The sequence below is a fragment of the Candidatus Woesearchaeota archaeon genome, assembly GCA_030651135.1.
Lineage (GTDB): Archaea > Nanobdellota > Nanobdellia > Woesearchaeales > JACPBO01 > JACPBO01.
The window spans coordinates 413,134-434,822 of the sequence record JAUSCS010000006.1 but is presented as its reverse complement, the minus strand read 5'-3'; the positions used below and the strand labels follow the sequence as shown (position 1 = coordinate 434,822).

General features: G+C 37.8%; 27 protein-coding genes, 2 tRNA genes, 1 rRNA gene and 1 pseudogene. 17 read left to right on the top strand and 14 right to left on the bottom strand.

The annotated features are described in order from the left end of the window. Window positions 1–77: 77 nt before the first annotated feature. Together Q7J54_02615 and Q7J54_02610 are read right to left on the bottom strand one after the other, a co-directional pair. Window positions 78–204 (bottom strand) — tRNA-Ala (locus tag Q7J54_02615). Between the two features lie 50 nt (window positions 205–254). Further along, window positions 255–1,958 (bottom strand): 16S ribosomal RNA (locus tag Q7J54_02610). 235 nt (window positions 1,959–2,193) lie between these two features. Here Q7J54_02610 and Q7J54_02605 point away from each other — a divergent pair. From Q7J54_02605 to Q7J54_02585, 5 genes are read left to right on the top strand one after another with little or no spacing between them, the layout of a single operon-like run. Further along, window positions 2,194–3,522: an RNase J family beta-CASP ribonuclease gene (locus tag Q7J54_02605; GenBank protein MDO8740446.1), complete on the top strand. Its 1,329-nt coding sequence runs from the start codon at window positions 2,194–2,196 to the stop codon at window positions 3,520–3,522. 52 nt (window positions 3,523–3,574) lie between these two features. Beyond that, window positions 3,575–4,321 (top strand): proliferating cell nuclear antigen (pcna), encoded by a 747-nt coding sequence (gene pcn, locus Q7J54_02600; protein MDO8740445.1) that lies wholly within the window; start codon window positions 3,575–3,577, stop codon window positions 4,319–4,321. A 19-nt stretch (window positions 4,322–4,340) separates the two neighbouring features. Beyond that, entirely contained in the window at window positions 4,341–4,622 is a 282-nt protein-coding gene (locus Q7J54_02595) for a hypothetical protein (protein ID MDO8740444.1), read from the top strand. 58 nt (window positions 4,623–4,680) lie between these two features. Further along, complete coding sequence (locus tag Q7J54_02590) at window positions 4,681–5,115, top strand: hypothetical protein (protein MDO8740443.1); 435 nt, start codon at window positions 4,681–4,683, stop codon at window positions 5,113–5,115. 20 nt (window positions 5,116–5,135) lie between these two features. After that, window positions 5,136–5,696, top strand: a complete 561-nt coding sequence (locus tag Q7J54_02585) for an epoxyqueuosine reductase QueH (GenBank protein MDO8740442.1) — start codon at window positions 5,136–5,138, stop codon at window positions 5,694–5,696. Here Q7J54_02585 and queA read toward each other — a convergent pair. The 5 genes from queA to Q7J54_02560 form a co-directional block, all read right to left on the bottom strand. Continuing rightward, window positions 5,633–6,646 (bottom strand): tRNA preQ1(34) S-adenosylmethionine ribosyltransferase-isomerase QueA, encoded by a 1,014-nt coding sequence (gene queA, locus Q7J54_02580; protein ID MDO8740441.1) that lies wholly within the window; start codon window positions 6,644–6,646, stop codon window positions 5,633–5,635. The genes Q7J54_02585 and queA overlap by 64 nt on opposite strands. Then, window positions 6,643–7,341: a queuosine precursor transporter gene (locus Q7J54_02575; GenBank protein ID MDO8740440.1), complete on the bottom strand. Its 699-nt coding sequence runs from the start codon at window positions 7,339–7,341 to the stop codon at window positions 6,643–6,645. The genes queA and Q7J54_02575 overlap by 4 nt, the downstream gene beginning before the upstream one ends. Next, window positions 7,338–7,958 carry an HAD family hydrolase gene (locus Q7J54_02570; GenBank protein ID MDO8740439.1) on the bottom strand — a complete coding sequence of 207 codons (621 nt, stop codon included), beginning with the start codon at window positions 7,956–7,958 and terminating at the stop codon, window positions 7,338–7,340. Before Q7J54_02570 ends, Q7J54_02575 begins: the two co-directional genes overlap by 4 nt. 88 nt (window positions 7,959–8,046) lie before the next feature. Then, window positions 8,047–8,133 (bottom strand) — tRNA-Gly (locus Q7J54_02565). Further along, window positions 8,134–8,835, bottom strand: a complete 702-nt coding sequence (locus tag Q7J54_02560; GenBank protein ID MDO8740438.1) for a helix-turn-helix domain-containing protein — start codon at window positions 8,833–8,835, stop codon at window positions 8,134–8,136. Between the two features lie 118 nt (window positions 8,836–8,953). On the opposite strand from Q7J54_02560, the gene Q7J54_02555 reads away from it, so the two are divergent. Continuing rightward, on the top strand, window positions 8,954–9,934 hold the full coding sequence (locus Q7J54_02555) for a hypothetical protein (protein ID MDO8740437.1): 981 nt from the start codon (window positions 8,954–8,956) through the stop codon (window positions 9,932–9,934). Between the two features lies 1 nt (window position 9,935). Next, a complete protein-coding gene (locus Q7J54_02550) occupies window positions 9,936–11,183 on the top strand; it encodes a hypothetical protein (GenBank protein MDO8740436.1) in 1,248 nt (415 codons plus the stop codon). A 14-nt stretch (window positions 11,184–11,197) separates the two neighbouring features. Here the strand turns inward: Q7J54_02550 and Q7J54_02545 are convergent, their stop codons facing one another. After that, on the bottom strand, window positions 11,198–11,473 hold the full coding sequence (locus tag Q7J54_02545; protein MDO8740435.1) for a PRC-barrel domain-containing protein: 276 nt from the start codon (window positions 11,471–11,473) through the stop codon (window positions 11,198–11,200). A 117-nt stretch (window positions 11,474–11,590) separates the two neighbouring features. On the opposite strand from Q7J54_02545, the gene Q7J54_02540 reads away from it, so the two are divergent. Genes Q7J54_02540 through Q7J54_02525 form a run of 4 tightly spaced genes read left to right on the top strand, consistent with a single transcriptional unit; the run spans window position 11,591 to window position 13,968 of the window. Continuing rightward, complete coding sequence (locus Q7J54_02540) at window positions 11,591–12,250, top strand: TraB/GumN family protein (protein MDO8740434.1); 660 nt, start codon at window positions 11,591–11,593, stop codon at window positions 12,248–12,250. 43 nt (window positions 12,251–12,293) lie between these two features. Beyond that, complete coding sequence (locus Q7J54_02535) at window positions 12,294–13,070, top strand: hypothetical protein (GenBank protein ID MDO8740433.1); 777 nt, start codon at window positions 12,294–12,296, stop codon at window positions 13,068–13,070. Next, window positions 13,070–13,414 carry a hypothetical protein gene (locus tag Q7J54_02530; GenBank protein MDO8740432.1) on the top strand — a complete coding sequence of 115 codons (345 nt, stop codon included), beginning with the start codon at window positions 13,070–13,072 and terminating at the stop codon, window positions 13,412–13,414. The genes Q7J54_02535 and Q7J54_02530 overlap by 1 nt, the downstream gene beginning before the upstream one ends. Further along, the gene (locus Q7J54_02525) at window positions 13,411–13,968 is read left to right on the top strand and encodes an MBL fold metallo-hydrolase (GenBank protein MDO8740431.1); all 558 of its coding nucleotides are present in this window, start codon (window positions 13,411–13,413) and stop codon (window positions 13,966–13,968) included. Before Q7J54_02530 ends, Q7J54_02525 begins: the two co-directional genes overlap by 4 nt. Before the next feature lie 127 nt (window positions 13,969–14,095). Here the strand turns inward: Q7J54_02525 and Q7J54_02520 are convergent, their stop codons facing one another. Then, entirely contained in the window at window positions 14,096–14,581 is a 486-nt protein-coding gene (locus Q7J54_02520; protein ID MDO8740430.1) for a GNAT family N-acetyltransferase, read from the bottom strand. Between the two features lie 170 nt (window positions 14,582–14,751). Here Q7J54_02520 and ribA point away from each other — a divergent pair. The 4 genes and pseudogenes from ribA to Q7J54_02500 all read left to right on the top strand — a co-directional run bounded on the left by ribA (window position 14,752) and on the right by Q7J54_02500 (window position 18,635). Further along, window positions 14,752–15,351: pseudogene (ribA, locus tag Q7J54_02515) on the top strand (GTP cyclohydrolase II). After that, the gene (locus tag Q7J54_02510) at window positions 15,348–17,555 is read left to right on the top strand and encodes a DEAD/DEAH box helicase (GenBank protein MDO8740429.1); all 2,208 of its coding nucleotides are present in this window, start codon (window positions 15,348–15,350) and stop codon (window positions 17,553–17,555) included. Before ribA ends, Q7J54_02510 begins: the two are co-directional and overlap by 4 nt. A gap of 77 nt (window positions 17,556–17,632) precedes the next feature. Next, window positions 17,633–18,232, top strand: a complete 600-nt coding sequence (locus Q7J54_02505; protein MDO8740428.1) for a nucleotidyltransferase domain-containing protein — start codon at window positions 17,633–17,635, stop codon at window positions 18,230–18,232. Beyond that, complete coding sequence (locus Q7J54_02500) at window positions 18,222–18,635, top strand: hypothetical protein (GenBank protein MDO8740427.1); 414 nt, start codon at window positions 18,222–18,224, stop codon at window positions 18,633–18,635. Before Q7J54_02505 ends, Q7J54_02500 begins: the two co-directional genes overlap by 11 nt. A gap of 106 nt (window positions 18,636–18,741) precedes the next feature. Here the strand turns inward: Q7J54_02500 and Q7J54_02495 are convergent, their stop codons facing one another. Together Q7J54_02495 and Q7J54_02490 are read right to left on the bottom strand one after the other, a co-directional pair. Next, a complete protein-coding gene (locus tag Q7J54_02495; protein ID MDO8740426.1) occupies window positions 18,742–19,104 on the bottom strand; it encodes a hypothetical protein in 363 nt (120 codons plus the stop codon). A gap of 12 nt (window positions 19,105–19,116) precedes the next feature. Beyond that, a complete protein-coding gene (locus tag Q7J54_02490; GenBank protein MDO8740425.1) occupies window positions 19,117–19,437 on the bottom strand; it encodes a DUF6516 family protein in 321 nt (106 codons plus the stop codon). A gap of 156 nt (window positions 19,438–19,593) precedes the next feature. Between Q7J54_02490 and Q7J54_02485 the strand changes: the two genes are divergently transcribed. Continuing rightward, window positions 19,594–19,914 carry a phosphotyrosine protein phosphatase gene (locus tag Q7J54_02485; protein MDO8740424.1) on the top strand — a complete coding sequence of 107 codons (321 nt, stop codon included), beginning with the start codon at window positions 19,594–19,596 and terminating at the stop codon, window positions 19,912–19,914. Here the strand turns inward: Q7J54_02485 and Q7J54_02480 are convergent. Continuing rightward, window positions 19,877–20,038, bottom strand: a complete 162-nt coding sequence (locus Q7J54_02480) for a hypothetical protein (protein ID MDO8740423.1) — start codon at window positions 20,036–20,038, stop codon at window positions 19,877–19,879. The two genes, Q7J54_02485 and Q7J54_02480, sit on opposite strands and share 38 nt — an antisense overlap. Window positions 20,039–20,218: 180 nt before the next feature. Between Q7J54_02480 and Q7J54_02475 the strand changes: the two genes are divergently transcribed. Beyond that, window positions 20,219–20,635 (top strand): hypothetical protein, encoded by a 417-nt coding sequence (locus Q7J54_02475; protein MDO8740422.1) that lies wholly within the window; start codon window positions 20,219–20,221, stop codon window positions 20,633–20,635. Window positions 20,636–20,659: 24 nt separating this feature from the next. Here the strand turns inward: Q7J54_02475 and Q7J54_02470 are convergent, their stop codons facing one another. Both Q7J54_02470 and csa3 read right to left on the bottom strand, forming a co-directional pair. Beyond that, entirely contained in the window at window positions 20,660–20,968 is a 309-nt protein-coding gene (locus tag Q7J54_02470; GenBank protein ID MDO8740421.1) for a DUF5658 family protein, read from the bottom strand. 2 nt (window positions 20,969–20,970) lie between these two features. Then, window positions 20,971–21,573: a CRISPR-associated CARF protein Csa3 gene (csa3, locus tag Q7J54_02465; protein ID MDO8740420.1), complete on the bottom strand. Its 603-nt coding sequence runs from the start codon at window positions 21,571–21,573 to the stop codon at window positions 20,971–20,973. Window positions 21,574–21,689: the final 116 nt, after the last annotated feature.

Below are 21,689 nucleotides of genomic sequence, written 5' to 3'. Positions count from 1 at the left end.
ATCATTACACTAGGATTAAGATGTAATTTTTCGACCTTTAATATTCGATATTACAATACCGAATATCTGATTAAAAATGGACCCGTCGGGACTTTCAAAAATGGTCCATTGGGCCATAATAAACATGATTTTTTGAACCCGAGGCCCCCGCCTTTCTTTAATATTATGCAAGGGCGATGCTCTACCAGTCTGAGCTACGGGCCCATATTATGAATTTTAGGGCAACGATATTAATGATAACATAAAAATAAAAAAGGAGGTGATCCAACCGCAGGTTCCCCTACGGTTACCTTGTGACGACTTAACCCTCCTCACTGGGCCTAGATTCGATTTAATCAATAAACCAAACCTCATCTAGACTCTGCTCGGATGGTTTGACGGGCGGTGTGTGCAAGGAGCAGGGACATGTTCACCGGACGCTGTTGACGTCCGATTACTAGGGATTCCAACGTCACGAGGACACTTACATTCCTCGATCTGGACTAAGATAGGGTTTAGAGGTTTAGCTTCTCCTTTCGGAGTTGCAGCCCATTGTCCCTACCATTGTTGCGCGCGTGTAGCCCAGAGCATTCGGAGCATACAGACCTACCGTTGCCTGCACCTTCCTCCTTGTTTCCAAGGCAGTCCCTACAATGTGCTCGATCACAAAATTCGTTAGCAATTGTAGGTACAGGTCTCGCTCGTTACCTCACTTAAGAGGACACTTCACAGCACGAGCTGGCGACGGCCATGCGCTACCTCTCGGCTTGTTAAGTAAGGTCTTCAGCCTGACTTTCATCCTGCCGTCGGTTCTGGTGAGATTTTCGGTGTTGAATTCGATTGAACCGCACGCCGCACCCCTTGTAGTGCTCCCCCGCCAATTCCTTTAAGTTTCGGTCTTGCGACTATACTTCCCAGGCGGCGAGCTTAGCACCTTCGTTACGACACTGCATATTCCCGAAGAATATGCAACACCTGGCTCGCAGAGTTTACGGCTGAGACTACTCGGGTAATTAGCGAGTAAATTTTCATTAATTCCAGATTCAACTCATAAATGTAGTTTAACAGCGAAATTTACGAGTCTAACTCCAGAAATTGTCAAAAACCGAAGGTTTTTGAGCATGCTCAGAAACCGCTTTAGCGGTGCCAGAGACTGCGTCTCTAAGCATCCTTTTGATTTCTGACATTTCTTAGAAAATTTCTCGTATCTAATCCGGATCGCTCCCTCAGCTTTCATCCCTCACCGTCGGAGCTGTTCTAGTCAGACGCCTTCGCCACAGGTAGTCTTCAATGGATTATAGCATTTTACCGCTCCCCATTGAATACTTCTGACTCTTCCCAGTCCCTAGTTTAATAGTGTCTTCTGCACGTTGTTAAGTTGAGCCTAACAATTTCACAAAAGATTTATCAAACCGGCTACGGATGCTTTAAGCCAAATAATTATGATCGCCACTTGTGGTGCTGGGATTACCGCGGCGGCTGGCACCAGTCTTGCCCACCACTTATTCTCCAAGATTTTTGCTCTTGACAAAAGCCTATGTAAAAACATAAGCACTTAGGGTTCCCTTATCACGCTTTCGCGTAGTGTAAAGTTTTCGCGCCTGCTGCACTCCGTGGAGCTAGGGCCAGTATCTCAGTGCCCTTCTCGGGGCTACCTCTCTCAAGGCCCCTACTGATCTCCGGCTTGGTGAGCATATAAAATTCTGACGGAATTTAAACAGTTTCCTTCAGAAATACATTACCTCACCAACAACCTAATCAGCCGCCGACTCATCTTATGGCATTGCTTTTAAGAGAAAGCGCATTCCAGCCTCAATCCCCTATCAGGTATTATCCTCAATTTCTCGAGGTTATCCCCGACCATAAGGCAGATTATCGACGTGTTACTGAGCAGTCTGCCGGGACTCTTGCGAATCCCAAGACTTGCATGGCTTAGTCGAACCCTAATAGCAGCGATCTTCCGCAGGATAAACGGAAATTATAGTTAATCGCAGACTAACTTATTAATATCATTGCCCTAATTCATGCCCGATAACAATATCGAGCATACATGGTAATTGTTACATTTAAAAAGCAGAAACTTTTTTTGGAGGTGATGTTTATTTTTGGATAAAGAGGGGAAAGGTTGTTTATTTATAAAGATTTCTATTTTGATGCTGCACGTGATGAAAATTAAATAAAGTTTATAAATAGAGTATTTCTTTCACTGTATGAATGGTTGAGATTTTTGCAATTGGCGGCTATAATGAAGTTGGAAAGAATATGACTGCCATTAAAGTCGGCAATGAGATTGTCATTCTCGATATGGGCATACATCTGGACAGCTATATAAAATACACGCAAGATGAAGATATTGAAAATTTAAAGGAATCTGATCTCAGAAAGGCAGGGGCTGTTCCTGACGACACGCAAATACATAATTTAAGGAATGAAGTTATAGCAATTATTCCGACGCATGCGCATCTCGACCATGTCGGCGCGATTCCATTCTGCTCCAACAAGTATAATGCCCCGATAATATGCACTCCGTTTACAGCAGCAGTCATAAAGGCAATTGTGAGAGATGAAAAAATAAATTTAAGAAATGAAATAAAATCCCTGAATATAAATTCTAAAATAAAACTGTCGGATGACATCACAGTTGAATTCATAAATGTAACTCATTCCACCCCGCAGACAATAATTGCTGCATTGCACACCAAAGAAGGCGTTATCTTATATGCGAATGATTTTAAGTTTGATTTGTACCCTACGCTGGGGCAGAAACCGAATTTTGAAAGACTAGAAGAACTAGGCAAAGAAGGTGTTTTTGCCTTGATTGTCGATTCGACATATGCGTCTTTGGCGCAAAAAATGCCTTCTGAATCAGTTGCGCAGCAGATGCTGAAGGATGTTCTGCTCGGCACCAATTCAAAAGGAAAGGCAGTTATTATTACAACTTTTTCAAGCCACATCGCAAGGCTTAAATCAATAGTTGAGTTTGGAAGGAAGATGGGGAGGAAGATTGTTTTTCTCGGAAGAAGCCTGGCAAAGTACAGCTATGCAGCAGAGGATGTTGGAATTGCTTATTTCTCAAAAGATACTGAAATAGTAAAATTCGGCAGCAAGGTGAAGGGAAAATTAAGTGAAATAATGAAAAAAGGAAAGGAAAAATATCTTTTAGTTGTAACTGGCCACCAAGGCGAGCTTAAATCAACATTGTCGAAAATGGCTGATCTGAAAACACCATTTATTTTCGATTCAGAAGACCACGTTATTTTTTCTTCGCGGGTTATTCCTACTCCCACAAATATTGAAGACAGGGCAATTCTTGAAAAAAAATTAAGAGGGTTTGGATGCAGGATTTTCACAGATATTCATGTAAGCGGCCATGCTGCAAGGGAAGATTTAAGAGATATGATCAATCTTGTAAAGCCGAAGCACATAATTCCAGCGCATGGAGAGCCTTCAATGCTTTCTTCTTTGATGGACTTGGCAATCGAGATGGGCTATAAAAAAGAGAATGTTCATTTGATGCGGGATGGCAGGAAGCTTTCTTTGTAAAAGCGAAATCTATTTAAAGAAGCCAGATATAACAGCGGCTTAGGGGGATAAAATGAAACTTACACTTGCTGAGCCAAAATACCTTAAGGAAAGCATATCCATAATTTCTGATCTTGTTAATGAAGCACGATTCAAAGTCACAAAGGATGCGATCGAGCTGGTTGCAATGGATCCTGCAAATGTTGCAATGGTGATCTACAAATTGCTGAGCAGCTCTTTTGTTGAGTATGATGTAAAGGGAACAACGGAATTTGCAATAAACATGAGCAATCTAAAGCAGATATTGAGGAGAGCAGGCCCTTCTGATATGCTTACAATGGAGCTTGATTCTGATAACCGGCTGAAGATAACATTAAAAAGCGCATCGACAAGAATATTCTCGCTGCCCGTTATTGACATTGAGGAGAGAGAGCAAAGAATCCCTGAGCTGAATTTTCCGATTTCGATAAAAATGCCGTGCAATGTTTTAAATAACGCAATAGATGATGTTGATGTTGTCGGCGAGTCTGTAAGTTTTGCGCTTGAATCCGGCAAATTTGTTGTTTCTGCTGAAGGCGACCTGTCAAAAGCAAGGATCGAGATAAAACCAGCAGATGAAATCAAGATAATCTCTGACGTGAAGGATAATGTAAAGGCAAAATATTCAATAGAGTACCTTAAGAAGATGATCGGCGGCTCTAAAATAGCAGATGAAGTTTCAATACAGTTCAACAAGGATTATCCATTGAAGCTTGATTACAGGACGATCAATAAGGTTGAGCTTGCATTTATACTTGCGCCAAGAGTTGAGAACGAATAATTCTGCACGTTAAGATAAAATGAAAAAATTACAAAATACATTATGCATGGAAGTCGACAGAAGACTAAGCGATTACATCATTGCTGCAGATGGATTTCTTTTAAATAAAAATCCTTCAAGCAAGGACAGTAAAAAGTTTGATGATGCTATTGATGTTATTGAAAAACTGGCTCAAGAAGAGAAAGAAGAATTTTGTTTTTGGTTTGCAAATACTCTTTTATTTCAAGAAGAAAAGAGCCAGTATGAGACTAGCCTTAATGCAATACGTCGGGATTATGAGTCGAGGTTTGGTTTTTTATAATTTTATCACTCTTTGATTTCTATTAAAGTTTATAAATACAGTTCAAACTTTCCAGGATATGAATCCGAATGATTTCCTTAAAGACTGGATCATCAATTTTGCAAGGCACAGGGATATTTTGGCTAAAAACATTGTTGAAGTAATTGAAAATCCGCTGACAGTCAGGTTCAAGGACAAAGAAATTGCTTATATGGCTGAGCCGAAGCTGAGTGACGGGCTGATGCAGAAGATCAGCGAGAATAAATGCATTGTCACATTCAATACAAAAGAGAACTTTGTTTTTTTTGCAAAGCATTTTAATGAATTCTCCAAGTTTAAGGGGCTTGTTTTTTATTTTGTAAATCCGTTTTCCAACCTGGATAATAAATGGATCATACATCCTTATGTGCATGCCCAGATAGCAGATACTGCATCCCTGAAAACCGGGTTGAAAGCAATGTTTGAAATAGTTGATCCTATTTCTGAAGAAGAAATTAATGAAAAGTTTAAATAAAGCTCTGAATTTCTGTTATTATGAAAAAATTATTGCTGCATATCTGCTGCGCGCCATGCTCGACGCATGCAATTGAATTTCTGAAATCAAAGTATGATTTAGTTTTGTTTTTTCCCAATTCAAATATTTGTCCTGAAGGAGAATTTAAGAAAAGATCTGAGAATGCAAAAAAGATTACGGGGATTTTTAACTTAAAATTAATTATTGATAATTATTGCCACGAAGAATGGCTTGAGTTTGTAAAAGGCCTTGAGGATGAGCCTGAAAAAGGCAAGAGATGCTGGAAATGCTTTGAATTCAATCTGAGGAAAACTGCTGAGAAAGCAAGGGAATTGGGCTTTGACTGCTTTACAACAACATTGACTATAAGCCCGCACAAGGATTCAAAGAAGATTTTTGAGATTGGAAAAAAGCTGGAAACCGGGGGAATAAGATTTTTGGATATTGATTTCAAAAAACAGGAGGGGTTTAGGCATTCAGTTGAACTGTCAAAGAAATATGATCTTTACAGGCAGAATTATTGCGGATGCGAGTTTTCTTTAAGGAGCAGCATTGCATCCCCGAAGCTGAAAAATCTGTAATTGTGCTTTATTGCTTCTTCATAGGCGTTCAGCATATTCTTTCTTCCGTAAAATGCGCAGGTTAACAGCAATAAGGAAGATTTTGGAAGATGAAAGTTAGTTATGAAGCCGTCAACCTTATTTTTAAATGCATATCCCGGGTAAATGAACAGATTGGAATAGCCTGACTTTGCAGTTATTTTTTTATTTTTATTCAAGGATTCCAATGCTTTCAATGATGTTGTCCCGACAACAAACAATCTCCCTCTTCTTTTGTTTATTGTTTCTGCATTCTTTTTGCTGATTGAGAAGTATTCCGGATCCATCTTGTGCTTTGTAAAATCCTCTTCCCTTATATGCGAGAATGTGCTGAAAGAAATGTGCAATGTCAGCTTTGCTATTTTAACTCCCTTGTTTTTTAGTTTTTTTAACAGGTTTTTTGTAAAATGCAATCCTGCAGTTGGCGCTGCCAAAGATCCTTTAACACTAGAATAAACTGTTTGATATTCGGTATCTTTTTTTATTTTACTTTTAACATATGGCGGAGTCGGGAGTTCACCAATTCTTTCTATTATTTTATTAATGTTTTTATTGAATTGTACAATGAACAGATTGCCTTTTTTATTAATTATTTTTCCTTTTATTTTATTTTTAAAAATAAATTCTGCTCCTGTTTTTGGCTTTCTTGTTTTAATAAGGCATTCGCAGATATTATTTTTTAACTTTTTATTTATGATTAGCTCTGCTTTTCCGCCAGTTGTTTTGTTTCCGATAATTCTATTTGACAGTACTTTTGTTTCATTAATGACCAAAACATCGCCTTTTTTCAGATAATCAATGATATTATAGAACTGCTTGTGTTCAATTTTGTTGTTCTTTACAACCATTAATTTGGAATGATCCTTTGGCTCGACAGGATGCTGCGCAATAAAACTTTTTTCAAGCTTGTAATCAAAATCAGAGAGCTTCATTTCGCTGCAAAAGGGTTGAAGTTTGTTTTACGATCATAATAATCTTCATTTTCCTTTATTTTCAAAAATTTGACAATTTTGTAAGTTACAGGGGTGAATAAAACTTCAACTCCAACTTTAAAAACATAGTTTGAGATTATAACGGCTATTAACAATGATAATGGCAGAATTCCCAAAAATGCTATCAAAACAAACAGCAATGTATCAACACCCTCGCCGACAATTGTTGAGCCTATTGTCCTTGTCCAGAGCCATCTTCCCTTTGTCCATATTTTCATCTTAGCCAAAACATAAGAATTTGAGAATTCGCCTGCAAAATACGCAACTAATGATCCTAAAACAATTCTTGGCACAATTCCAAGGATTGCATCATAAGCTTTTTGGTTTTCCCAGCCATTTGCTGGAGGCAGAATTCCGACAATCCAAAAGATTACGCTTGCCAGAATTATGGAAAAGAATCCAGTCCAGATCACTTTTCTTGATCTTTTATAGCCATAGACTTCTGTCAGAACATCGCCGAATATGTACGCCAATGGAAATAAGATCGTGCCGCCATCGAAAGTGAATGGGCCAAGATTCAGGATTTTGGAGCTTGCGATGTTTGAGATCAATAAAACAGCAACAAATAATCCAAGGATTATATCGAAATACTTGAAGTTTGTTTCTCGTTGTTTTGGTTTTAGAGCAGTTTTCATTTTATGCGAATAATATGTTTAAGTTCATCCAAATCATCTATGATAAAATCCGGGTTTTCCTTTGACAGTTTTTCTCTTGATTGATAGCCCCAAGAAACAGCAATTGCAGTTACTTTTGCTTCTTTGCCTGCATCTATATCGTGAACCATGTCACCAACATATGCAGTTTCTTTATTATTGAACCTATTTCTTTTCATTATCCCATATATCACTTCTCTTTTATCATGTACGCTTCCTTTTACTTCTATGAAAAATTTTTGAAAACCGTAGTTTCTCAGTTCTTTTTCCAGTTTTTTCTGCGGGTGTGAACTTAAAAGGGCCATCTTGATCCCCTTCGTTTTAAAAAAGTTCAATATCTTTTCTGCTTTGGGAAATGGTTTTGGCTCATTAACTAAGTTTATTTCTTTGAAGAATAATCTGTCAATTTCTTTCTTACCGATATCTTTCTTATATTTTTTATAAAAATTCATATATGGGAGAATAAATTCCTTTTTGTGTTCTTCTGAACTTAAAACTTTCAATCCTAATTTTTTAAAAACCCGCATTGCGGCAGTATGACCGCTATCCCAGTCATCACTTAATGTTCCAGACCAGTCAAAAATAATGTTTTTGATCATTTTTTCTATTTGTTCCTAAGTTATATATTCGTGCAGCTACCGGGCAGCATCACTTCGCTTCGCTCGTTCTTGGTCCGTTAGCCGCCGATGCGGCTACCGGGAATTGAACCCGGCTCGCAAGCTTTTTCTGCAAAATGCCTGGGAAGCTCGCATCATACCGATAGACCATAGCCGCTTATTTAGCAATCTTCCACATGATTTCGAAGTAGTTTTTATAGCTTTCTGCGATTTCCTTGTTTTTGATCAATATTGCAAATGGGTTCTCTGACCATAGGATGATAGCGACTTTATTGCCATAGATGTTTGTTGCTGCATGGCTCTTGAATTCCTTTGGTAGGTATTTTATTTTGCACAAAGGTATTTTCTTGTTTATTTTTTCATTAAAAATCGCCTTTACATTTATTTTATGTTTTATTCTTTCTTTGTCATAATGTAGGAAATAGTACTTAACAATTTCATCTGCATTTGAAGAGGCGCCGAAGATCAGGATTTCTTTTCCCTCTTTTATCTGGTCATCGAATATCGTCTTTAATGCCTGCTTCCCCCTGAAGAAAAGGGTCTCCTGCTTTTCTTTTGATAAGCCATATTTAAGATTTAATTCAGGCATTATGGAATTAAGGTTGTCTTCCTTTTCATTCAAAATATCTTTTAATCTTTCCGGAGCCACAGCTTCAAAATATTTCCTGTTGTTCGTCTTCAAATAAGAAACAAGGCCTTTTTGTATCAGGCGCTCGATTGCATCATAGACGCTTCTCCTGTGTATGCCTGATTTTTTTGTTATTTCGCCAGCCAAAGAAGGACCAAGCTCTAATAATGCAAGATAAATTTTTGCCTCTGTTTTTGTCAGCCCAGCGTCTTCCAGGAATTTTTCGTCCATGATATTGGCTAATTGATCCCCATATATAAATTTTATGGTGATTCATATCACCACAATAATTAATATAGCTTTCTTTGCATCCTATTCAGCATGATAATTGATATCGGAGGCGATAAAAATGGTTGAAATTTTGGAAAAGATCCCTGTAAAACAGGCAAGAATGATTAGGGTGCCGAAGGAAAGGCCGGTAATAGCCGGAAATCCGGGGTATGAGGACATAATCTACAGCAAACTTACTGTGCCATCAGCTTTAAACAGAAGATTTCTGCAAAAATGCAGCATTGATATAAAGGCGAGCGAAGACGGCATTACAAAAAAAGAAGCAGAAAAAAAGATATTATTGACAAATGCTGATAAAGATCTGTACTTAAGATTTGCAGGTAGCAGGCCATTGTCAGTTGTAACAGACAGCTTTTTGGAAATCAATCCGCAGGAGATTGTAAAAGAAACATCAAAATTAATTGGAATAAGGCCGACAATAAGATATTTCCGCAACAATGAAAGCCTGCAGCTGAACTTTCCGCTAAACACGCGATTCAAGGGAATGAATCTTGTTCTAAACACAGGCGATTACGGGACTTATGGCGGCTCTGGATTAAATGCAATAAGCTGCGGCATAAGCTGGTATAATCGTGCGTGCTCAAACTGGACAATCTTCCTTGACAAAGTGCTGAAAAAAGGCATAAACCGGATTGTTCATAGAGGGGATGATAACCTTGCTAAAAGGCTGATAAAATTAACAGCATTGGCAGAAGAGCTTGAAGGAAGAATTGATGAAAGCAGAAGCAAATATTTCACTCTTAACGAGCTTAATGGCTATTTTGACAGGTATGATGGAAAAGGGCTTAATAAAAAGATTGCAGACCAAATAAGGCAGGAAAGCCCTCTGGGCATCAGTGCTTATGACCTCTCATACAAGCTTACTCTGCTGTGCCAGGATGAAAAATTATCAGACATAACGAGAGCAAGGATAGAGTTTCTAGCGGGGGAAGTCATACTGTGCTATGACAGCATAAAGAACGGCTTATTGACAACGCAGCGGGTTGGAAGGCAATTGGATTCAGGCCATCTGCCGAAAAGGTATGTCAGCTTGAACTAAGATGAAAACAAAAATAGACAGAGAGCTGGAGAAAAAAGAGCTCAGAAGGGCAAATGAGCTTAAAGTGCTGGAAGACTATAAAATCAGGCTGCATGCGCCAATAGCTCCAAAAAAAGTTGATGAATTCAGCTTTGATAAAGACGATGTAAAAACATTTCAGTATCCGATAGCAATAGGCAACACAATAGCAGAAAAGAAAAGTGACGGATTTTGCGTTTTGCTCAGCATAGACCGCAAATGCAATGAAAAAATAAAAATGTTTTCAAGCAGCCTGAATGAATGGGATCCTGAATGTTTTCCTGAAATAACAAAAAGCATGCTGAAGCTTCCTTCTGGCTATTATCATGGAGAGCTTCTTGGGCTTCCAACTCATGAAAAATTCACTTCCTTGGATGAATTCATAGCAGTTGAAAATAGGCCGAAAACAAGCGTAAAAAATTTAACAAAAGAGCTTATTGAAAAGTACCCTCTAAAGCTCGATATTTTTGATGCACTTATAATTGAAAACAGGCCATTGCTTTCAAGGCAGCTTAAGGTCAGAAGATCAATATTGGAAGAGGTTGTTGATGGAACAAAAAACCTGGGCCTGATACAGCAATGGGACATAACCAATAAAGAGAGCTTGCAGCAGCTTTTCCTGCAGGCAATAAGCAATAATTATGAAGGCCTTGTTGTTAAAGATCCTGCTTCTTTTTACATTCCCGGCAGCAGGGATAGCGACTGGATAAAATTAAAGGAATTTTTAACGCTTGATCTTGTTGTCCTTGGCTTTTATGAAACTCCTGAAAGCAGAAAAGCAGGAAAGCCATTTTCAGCAATATTGGTTGGAAGCTATAATGGGGAAACAGGGAAATATGAGACGCTGGCAAAAGTGAAAGTCGGCGCAAAAAAAGATCAGGAAGAGATCTGCAAAAGAGTGAAAAATATTGTGAATGTTAATGGGGATTATGAAAAAACTGTAAAAGCTCATAGCGGCATAGCATTTAACCCTTCGATGTCAAAGATAAGAAGAAAAATACCTGAAAGGCTGGTCATTGCGCAGGGAGATCCTGTAATTGTGGAGATACAAGTACAAGACGTAACTTATACTGATAACTGGCATAGCTGCGGCCTTAGTTATGACAATGAAAGGGCGCACTCGTTAAGAATTCCGACATTTAAGCAGCTTCGAAAAGATAAAACAAGGGCAAAGGATATTACTACGACACAACAGATTCACGAATATATGTATTCTGGCCTTGTTTCTTAAATCAGAAATTAAATTTACGCCTTTTCTTCCTCTTCAGGATTGTAGCTTGGAACAGCTGCTTTATTGATGATCATGACATCGCCGATTGATTTGACAAGCTGATGCGGAACTATGACGCCCTTTGCGCTGCCCAGAACTTTGTTAAGGAATGAGTTTTTAGTTGCCCTGACTCTCCATCCAAATACTTTTGTCTGTGTAAGAATGCTCTCTTCAACATCGCCAAAATACTCGCCGCTGTCGGTGAACACTTTCATATCATATGTTTCAGAAATCCTTTTCATTTTTAACATAAAATCTACCTCCAATTTTTTAATTAAAATTTATACTTTCTCTAAAATTACTCAACTATTTAAACTTTTCTACTCTACAAGAGAAACTTTATAAAACAAAAGGGCTTTTCATAGGAAATGGCATATAAAAATCTCATAGTGATAGGAACTTCGCATATAGCAAAAGAATCCCTGAAAGAGGTTAAAGACGCAATAGAAATTGAAAAACCAGCCATAATTGCATTGGAGCTTGACAGGAGGCGCTTCTTTGCATTGCTGCAGAAGGAGAAGAGAGGAGTAAGCATAAGCGACATCGGAAGGATCGGGTTTAAAGGCTATTTGTTTGCTTTGCTTGGTGCCTGGGCTGAAAAGAAGCTTGGCGCCATTGTCGGGGTGCAGCCAGGGTCTGAGATGGTTGCTGCGATAAGGCTGGCAAAAAAGAACAATATAAGGGTTGCCTTGATTGACCAGGATATTGAAGTTACATTGAGGAAATTCTCAAAAAGCTTAAGCTGGAAGGAGAAGTGGAATTTTGTAAAGGACATTTTCAAAGGATTTTTTATGAGGAGGAAATTGGAATTTGACCTGAATAAAGTTCCTTCTAAAGAGATTATCAGGAAACTGACAGATGAAGTGAAAAAGAATTACCCTAATGTTTATAGGGTGCTTGTTACAGAAAGGAATGAAGTAATGGCAGCCAATCTTAAGAAAATAATGCTTGAAGATCCTAAAGCTAAGATTGTTGCGATTGTCGGAGCAGGGCATGAAGAGGAAATAATTGGGTTGATAAAGGCTTAAAATCCAAAATTTTATATACTATTTCCCAAAGTGATATGCTGAAATGAGCGAACTGGTTGATTTAAGAGATAAGATAAGCAGGTATTTCAAGTTCAGCGCTGAAGAAACAAAAGCGCTGATGATCTCCATACTGGTTGTTGCTTTTATAGTTTCTTTCGATAAATGGGGGACAGGCACGGAATTTCAGCTGATGACTGGCGTGAAAAACTTCTTTATTTCAATATTACTTGTTGCACTGATAGTTCTGATAAACCAAGTAGGCCATAGAATTGTTGGATTGATTTTTGGCTACAAAGTAGAGTACAAAATGTGGTGGTACGGTCTGCTTATCGGGCTTCTTCTTATAGTTATGAGCGCATCTATGAAACGCGGTTTTCCGGCTTTTCCTTATATATGGTTTTTAGCTCCAGGAGGAATTTTTATCCATATGCTGCCTCAGCACAGGCTGGGCAAGTTCCGTTACGGGCCAAACACAAACTTATTCAGCCATACATCTCTGGCAGGGCCTATTGCCGGAATATTATTTGGCACAATTTTGAAGAGCATAGACTTATGGTTCCATCTTAATTCAGCTGCAATACAGCAGATATTCCTCATCGGCCTTATTTACGGCGCTTATCAATTGCTGCCGATTCCGCCTTTGGCAGGAAGCAGGATTTTCTTTGCTTCACGGCTGATATATGTTTTTGTAGCGACCAGCATAATTGCTTATGCGATTTTATTCGCTTGGCTGAATGTCTATTCCTTTATTTTTGCATTGTTAATCGGCGCTGTGTGCTGGCTCATATTTTATGTAACATTTGAGAGGAAGACGTTTTAATGAAATTATTCAAAAATAAGAAAGGGTATGATTTTTATACGGACTGGGCTGAAACTGTTGCAATTATTGTGCTTATTGCAGGATTTTATCTTTCAGCTTCTGCCGGCTCTGCTTTTCTGCAGTATGTAACAGTATTTTTATGCGGCCTGATGACTGGAAGGATGTGGTTTTACAGGAAAAAAAGATTAAAGGTGCCTTTTGTTCTTGGATTTATATTTTTCTTGGTTGGCTTTGTACTTGGTGTTTTTATCAGGGGATATGGGAGTGTGATAGCGATATTGATCCTGTTTATTCTGGCAAATATTATAAGTTATTATGCGCATGAAAAAGGATATGTAAGATGATTGTTAAGATTTGCGAGAATGTGTATAAGCTAAGTGTTGACTCGAATGTTTATCTTCTTGAGAATGAGAAGATTGTGGTTGATACAGGACCCAGAAGCCAGAGAAGTGAGTTGTTGAGATTTCTGGATAAAGTTGTGCCTTTAGATGAGGTGAAGAAGGTTTATTTTACTCATTTGCATTACGATCATATCGGGAATTTTGATTTGTTTGCGAATGCAGAGTTTTTTGCCGGTGCTGCTGAGATTGAGGATTTTAATAGAGATAAAAAAGCGGCAATATTGGATGATGATATGGTGCAGAAGTTTAATGTTGAATTAAAAGCTGCTGTTTCTGATGAGCTTTTTCAAATAATTGAAACACCAGGGCATACACGCGGATCAATATGCTTGTTTTATCCGAAGCAGTTTGTTTTGTTTACAGGCGATACATTGTTCAATAAGAAGATGCTTGGCAGAACTGATCTGCCGACTTCTGTGCCGTCTAAGATCAAGAAATCGCTTGTGAAATTGCTTGGGTATAATTTCAAGATACTGGCGCCAGGGCATGATTACTAAAAGTTTTGCAGCCTGTAATAAGTTTGATGTTTTCCTTTTTGTGTCTTCTTGGTTTGTCAAAAACCACCCATCATAGATGGGTGGCATGTAGCTACGTTCCATCGCATCAGGTGGTTTTTGAGCATGCTCAGAATTTTCCACATACAAAAAGGTTGGCTTTCTGCCACCAGTCAAAGACTGGATGGAAAATTCTGACATTTTTAAAGCCGAATTGTTCATAAAACGAAACAGATGACTTGGGACTCATCAAATAGATTCTTTTGTTTATAAAATCTTTAAGAATTTTTTTGATTATTCTTATTCCCATACCTTTTTTCCTGTAATTTTTACATACGGCCATTCTTTGTATCCTGTAAATGTTCCCTTCTTTTCTTACTCTGGCAGTTCCAATCACTTTATTGCCTTGTTTAGCGACATAGATTTTTGAAGTAAGATCATATTTATCAGGCTCTGATTTCAGTATTGAATATCTATTTTCAGAAACAAGCACTTTTCTTCTCAGAAAAATGACTTGCAGCATTTCTTCTTTTGTTTTTGCTTCTGTCAAGAACCACCCAGCAGAGATGGGTGGAATGTTGCCGTCATTTACAGCATTATGGTGGTTCTTGAGCATGCTCAGAAATTTTACACAATCTGAATGGAGATTGGCTCTCAGCCACCAGTTTTAAACTGGTGGAAAATTTCCGACATTTTATTAAGACCATATGTTAGAGGATAGCTTACTTATTTATAAATTTGCTCATAAACTATTTAAATGGACTTTAATTACTTCTTAAAATGGGGAGCTTGATAATAAAAAAGGCTGAGGCAAAGCTTTCAACAAAATATGGCGTGTTCAAAATAATAGTTTATGAAACAAAAAGAAAAGATCATCATATTGCGCTGGTAAAAGGCGATGTTGCGAATAAAAAAGACGTTATTGTAAGAGTGCATTCGCAGTGCATTACCGGAGATGTTTTTAAAAGCTTAAGATGCGACTGCGGAGAGCAGCTTGAGAAAGCGCTTTCGATCATAGCTGAAAAAGGCGGAGTGCTGCTTTATCTTCGTCAGGAAGGAAGAGGAATTGGATTATTGAATAAGATCAAAGCCTATGCACTGCAGGATAAGGGAATGGACACTGTTGAAGCGAATGAGAATCTTGGGTTTAAGGCAGATGAAAGAGATTATACAATCGGGGCGCAGATATTGGCTGATCTTGGCTTGAGAACAATAAGGCTATTAACAAATAATCCGCACAAAATAAAAGGATTGGAGAAGTATGGATTGAAGGTTGTTGATAGGATTCCTTTATTGATCAAGCCGAATAAAAACAATGAGAAATACCTTAAAGCTAAAAAAGAAAAACTAGGGCATTTGATCGAGGATGTTGGAGTTGTAAAATGATAAAAGACTTTGTTCCCAGGCTCTATCAGGAGACTATTTTTGCAACAGCATCGAGGAAGAATACATTAGTTGTGCTGCCGACTGGAATGGGCAAGACAAATATATTTCTGATGCTGGCTGCGCACAGATTAACGCAGTTTCCAAATTCTAAAATATTGTTTATTGGCCCTACTCGGCCTCTTATTGACCAGTATCTTTCTGTTTTTGAGAAGCATTTTGAGATTGAGAAGGAGAAGATGGCTGTTTTTACTGGCTTTGTAGCTCCTGAAAAAAGGGCAGAGCTGTGGAAGAATGCAAAAATCATTTTTTCCACTCCGCAAGGGCTGGAAAATGATGTGATTTCCAGCAAGATCGATTTATCTGAAGTTTCTCTGCTGGGAGTTGATGAAGCGCACCGCGCTGTTGGTGATTATGCTTATGTTTTTATTGCAAAGATGTACAATAAATTGGCAAAATATCCCAGAATATTGGCATTGACTGCTTCTCCAGGAAGTGATTTGGCGAAAATAGAAGAAGTCTGCAAAAATCTGTTTATAGAAGAGATTGAAGTAAGGACAAATGAAAGCGAGGATGTGAAGCCGTACATACAGGAAGTTAAGATTGACTGGGTTAAAGTGGAACTGCCTCCGCCATTCAAGGAAGTGCAGAAATATCTGCAGCATTTTCTTGATGAAAGATTGAAGAATCTGAAGAAATGGGGCATATTGAGGAGAACAGAGTTAAGGTTTGTAAGTAAAAAGGATTTGATTATGCTGCAGGGCGAACTCAGGGGAAGGATGCTTTCCGGAGACAAGGATTTTGTTGTTCTGACTGCAATATCTGTTTTAGCTGAAATTATGAAGATTTATCATGCTCTTGAGCTTTTGGAAACACAGGGAATAATTACGTTGCACAAATATTTTGAAAAGCTGCTTGAAGAAGAGAAAGCGGGAAAAACAAAGGCGATCAAGAACATTGTGAAAGACGAGGATTTTAAGAGCGCATTATTTAAAGCGCAGAAGCTTTATGACGAGCAGGTTGAGCATCCTAAATTAATTGAATTGCAGAAGATTGTTCAGAAAGAAGTTAAAGATGAGGCTGGCATAAAAATAATTGTGTTTAACCAATACAGAGATAATGCTGTTGACATTGCTTATAAATTGAACAAAATTGAAGGTGTTAAAGCGAAAATATTTGTAGGGCAACTGAAGAAAGGCGATACTGGATTGACGCAGAAAGAGCAGAAGAAGATAATGGATGAGTTTAGGAATGATGAGTTTAATTTGCTTATTTCGACCTCAATTGGCGAGGAAGGATTAGATGTGCCATCTGTAAATCTGGTTATCTTTTACGAGCCGATTCCTTCTGCTATAAGAACAATACAAAGGAAGGGACGAACCGGAAGATTAGAGAAAGGAAAGGTTGTGATGCTGATGACTGCTGATACAAGGGATGAAGCTTACAGGTGGAGCGCACATCATAAAGAGAAAAAAATGTACAAGCATTTAAATAACATCAAAGAAAAGATAAGCTTTGTGCTTCGGCAGGAGAAGCCGCTTAATAATTTTGTTAAAATGGAAAAAATAAGGATATACGCTGATTACAGGGAAAAGGGTTCCGGGGTTATAAAAGAATTGGTTGACTTAAATGTCGATCTTAAGCTTGAGAAGCTTGAAACTGCAGATTATTTGTTGAGCTCAAGATGCGCGGTGGAATTTAAAAATGTTGAAGATTTTGTGAATTCAATAATTGACGGAAGATTACTGGAGCAGCTGAAGGATCTGAAGCAGAATTATGAAAGGCCGCTTGTTGTTGTTGAAGGAACTGAGGATATTTATTCTATAAGGAATGTGCATGCAAATGCCATAAGAGGGATGCTTGCAACCATTGCTGTTTCTTACGGGATTCCGATATTGTTTACGCGTAATTTCAAGGAGACTGCTTTGTTCTTGAAGATGATTGCTGGACGTGAGCAGGAAGAGACTGGAAGCGATTTCTCAATGCACGGATCAAAGAAGCCATTGACACTGAAAGAGCAGCAGGAGTATGTTGTTTCATCTCTTCCTGGAATTGGATCAGGACTGGCCAAGCCTTTGCTGAAGCATTTCAAGACTGTGAAGAGCATTGTAAATGCTTCTGAAGATGATCTGCAGGATGTTGAGAAGATCGGGCCTGAGAAAGCGAAGAAGATCAGGGAAGTTGCTGATAAGGAGTATGAAGAATAGTTTGGCTTGTGCATCTGAAATCAAAAGATTTATATTGTAGTACTAAAATACAACATCTGTAGTATATAAATACAACAATGATATTCACCAAAACCGAAATAAAAGTGCTTGAATTGTTTGTTTCCAGGATTTTAGATAGTTTTATGATTAGGGAAGTTTCAAGATTAATTAAAAAGGATTTGAAAATAGTCCATACTTCTATGAAGAAGTTAAAGGCAGAAGAATTTTTCATAGAAGAGAAGGGCGGCTTAAGGCTGAATTACAGAAAAAATATCGGGGATTTGGCCTATATCGAGAACATTAGGAAAGAGGATTTTTTCAAGAAGCACGATTTAATCAAAATTCACATTAAGACTTTTCTTAAGAAATGCTCTGGCAAGTTTTTTGTTTTGCTTGTTTTTGGAACATATGCGGCTGGAAAGGAAACTAAAAAATCCGATATTGACTTATTGGCCATCCTGCCTTCTGAAAATGAAAAATTTGAAAGAGAATTAAAGTCCGGATTATCGGTTTTGAATAAAAAGTTTCATATCAGCATTATTGGTGAAGAAAGTTTTAAAGAGATGCTTAGCAAAAGGGATGAAATGAATGTTGTTAATGAAACGTTTAATAATCATGTGATGTTATACGGGGCTGAGCAATACTATGCGCTTTTAGGTGAGAGAGATGTTAGATGATAAAAGACTGGAGGAGATTAAGAAAGAAGTTGCTAGGCTAAGGAATGATGATGAAATTGTAAAAGATGAAAAGAACAAGAAATTGGTTGATTTTTATGTTGAGAATGCCTTGACTTCCCTGAACACTGCAAAAATACTGAATAAGGTTTCTTCTGATGGTGCTGTTAAGGCTGAGTTTGATTTTATTAATGATGATTTTGAGTCTTATTTATGGATAATCAACAGTTCCTATTATTCAATGTTTTACATTGCAGGAGCTTTACTAGCCAAATTGGGATTAAAGGTTAAATCTGAAATCGGAGTCCATAAAAAGACCTTTTTCGCCTTGGTCTATTATTTCTATCTGAGCGGGAAGATGGCAAAGCATTATATTGATGATTTTAAAGAAGCGCAGGAAGAATAACAGCCAATAACTCAGCATCGCTCAAGATATTAACACTATTGCAAACCAGCCTTTCACGAGGCCTTTCCGAAACAGCAATCTCTCTTAGCATCATGTCAACAGCCTCTTAAGCTTCTATCGCTTCTCTAGAAAACATGTCTATTGACAATTTACAAGGCATTTGGGGAATCTTCTTATTGCCTTTATCAGTTATCGTTATCAAGCCAATACCTTCAAGATATTTTATATTCCTAAACACCACTTCATAAGGCTTATCAAGCTCTTTAGCCAACTGGTAGATATTCTTGACATTGTTCCTGTAAATTCTCTGCAACAGCTTTATTCTTTCAGGGCTGAATACCTTATTGAAAGTTTCAGGAGTCATCACGAGTCCCCTTTCAGGCTTGTCAAGAGCGTTGTTTTTTATTTTTTGATTAATCTGTTCGGTGTATCTACTTATTGATTCAACAATCTTGATTTCACAGTTCATCTTCATCATCTCCTAAATATCTTCGTTAAACTTTTCTTTCAATATTCTTGCGCTAATTTCTTTTATTACCTTATCTGCTTCTTGGAAAGTCATTTCGGCTCTTTTCACATCTTCTTTCCCGTAAACATGAATGTGGCTTCCTTTTTGGATTTCATGCGGATAGTTGTCAATCCTGCAAATCTCTACCCACTCTTTTCCGTCAAAAAAGAGCATTTGAAGTTTCCATTTCAAAAGCTCAGGGTATTCATTGACAGATTCCCTCTTCATAAGAGTCTTTACGAGCCTTACCTTTTCACTGTAAAACTCGTTAAGGTCGTCAATGAGAGTCTTCATTTACGCCCTCAATATATGACTTATCAAGTCATATATATAAACATTTCTGTTTTTATCTGCCTTAAGAAGCAACCGGCAATGATTCCATGTTAGTTGGTCAGACAATGTCTGACTTTTTCCGTAACCTTTATATTTATCACAAATAACCTTTATACCATGAACATCCTTTTCATCTGCAACCAAAACCAAAATCGAAGCAAAACTGCTGAACGTCTTTTCAAAGACAGGTTCCAGACTAAATCCGCTGGATTGTATAATGAAAATCCAGTAACAAAAAAGCAGATTCAATGGGCTGATATTGTAGTGACTATGGAAGACGCCCAAAGATCTGAGATAGCTAAACGCTTTCCTGAAGAATACATGCAAAAACGCATCATTTCCATGAATATTCCGGATATTTACCATTTTGATCAGCCTGAGCTTAAAGAGCTGCTAAAATCTAAGTTAGACGAGTCCATTCTTCAAACTGTGCAATAGCATCTTCCTTAGAATCAAACACCTTCGTCTCTGCAATATTCATATCGGGCATTCTCCTTGTTACCTTATACTTTTTCCCATTTTCTTTTAATTCTATTATACTTACTTCCCATTTTATGCTCATTTTCCTCACCTCTTTCCTGTTCGGTTCTTATTTCAATCGAGGCACCAACAAAAAGGTAGGGAAAAACCTTCAGCAAAGCTGTTACTTCGGCTTTCCCGCTTTTAGTCAGTATATCAGCCTTAGTACCAAAACATATATATAAGGGTTGTGCCCACAGTTGTCCACTGTGTCCAGTGCAAAATGACCAATCTATCACCTTTCCAGAAAGAGCAGGAAATCCATGACAGGCTTCTAACCTTCTTCAAAACACATACAGAAGGATTGACAACAACAGATATAGAAAAAGCCACGAAGATAAGCAGAAAGACATTGGAAAAGCATTTGCAGCTATTAGTCAGGGAAAATGAGCTGTATGTAAGGGAGCATGGCCCTGTAAGGGTTTATTATCCGCATATTTATAAAACACTGAAGTCAGATAAATTAAGGTTTGATGATAAGATCATCTGGTTTAACATAATTCAAACAGAAAAAGATAAGTTCTTATTGATCAAAAAAAGCAAGCTGAAGGATGGCAAATGGCAGTTTGAAAGCTCTTTTTCCATACCTTTGGAGAAATCAAAGGATTTTGTCAGGGTTTTGGGCGAGATTGTTAAGTGATTTTCTTATTGAAAATATTCCGAATCAAAACACATTCACAAAATTCAATATATTGAGAATCGCAATTATCACATAAGCCACAATTCCAATCTTCAGCACATTGTGGAAAGTATTGATCTGCCTTGTTGTCCCAAATTTCAATGCAAAGGCATATGCGCCTGCTATGATGAGCAAAAGAAACAGCTTGAACAATAACATATAAAGCGGGTTTTTCAGCCAGAGGGCTTTTATAATCGGATTTATCTCGCTGGCGGGATTATTGATCAGCGTGGTTATTACATCAAAAATAAACAAGGCTGAAAAAACATAAAGATATCTTATTTTCGATTTCATTTCTATTGCGGCTGAAGCGCGCAGATCTCTCCTGACGGAGTAAGCGCAAGCTCCTCCCCTTCTTTAATATAGCCGTCTTTTTTCAGATCTTTTATATGCGCATAAACCATCGCAGTTGATTTGCTGACTTTTTTAAGAATCTGCCTTGGTGTTTTAGATCCGGCTTTAATTGCCTTCAAAATGGCTGTTTTTGTATTATTGAGCTTGAAATCAAGCAGAGGCATAGGAACAAGATCAGCTGTTTCCTCCTCAATGTAATAAATGCCTTTTATCTTGTCTTTTTTGATAAATCCAGCGAACATTGAAGCAATGCTCTGCGTTTTTCTTGATTCAGAAATATGGATGATTATCTCATTCCCAAGCTTTGCTTCATCATCAATCAGCTGACACACCCTTGCTACAATCTCAGGAATATTGTAAATTTCAATCTTTTCAACAGCCACATCTATTCTTTTGAATTTGCTCTTTATCCTTTCTATGCCTGCTTTCTTCGTTGGATCTGCTGTCTTTGAATCCAGCAGAATGAGCTTGTCAGGAGAGAACTTATAGACTGCAATTTCAACTGCATCGCCTTTATGGATTGTTGATATTAATGTTGTTGGCATTTTCATATATAGGATAATTATGCCAGTATTTAAAGATTATTGTTTTGAAGTATACATTTCCACTTTTTATTGGAAACTTCTTATTTTTTTATGGAAACATTTATGAATAATGCCCC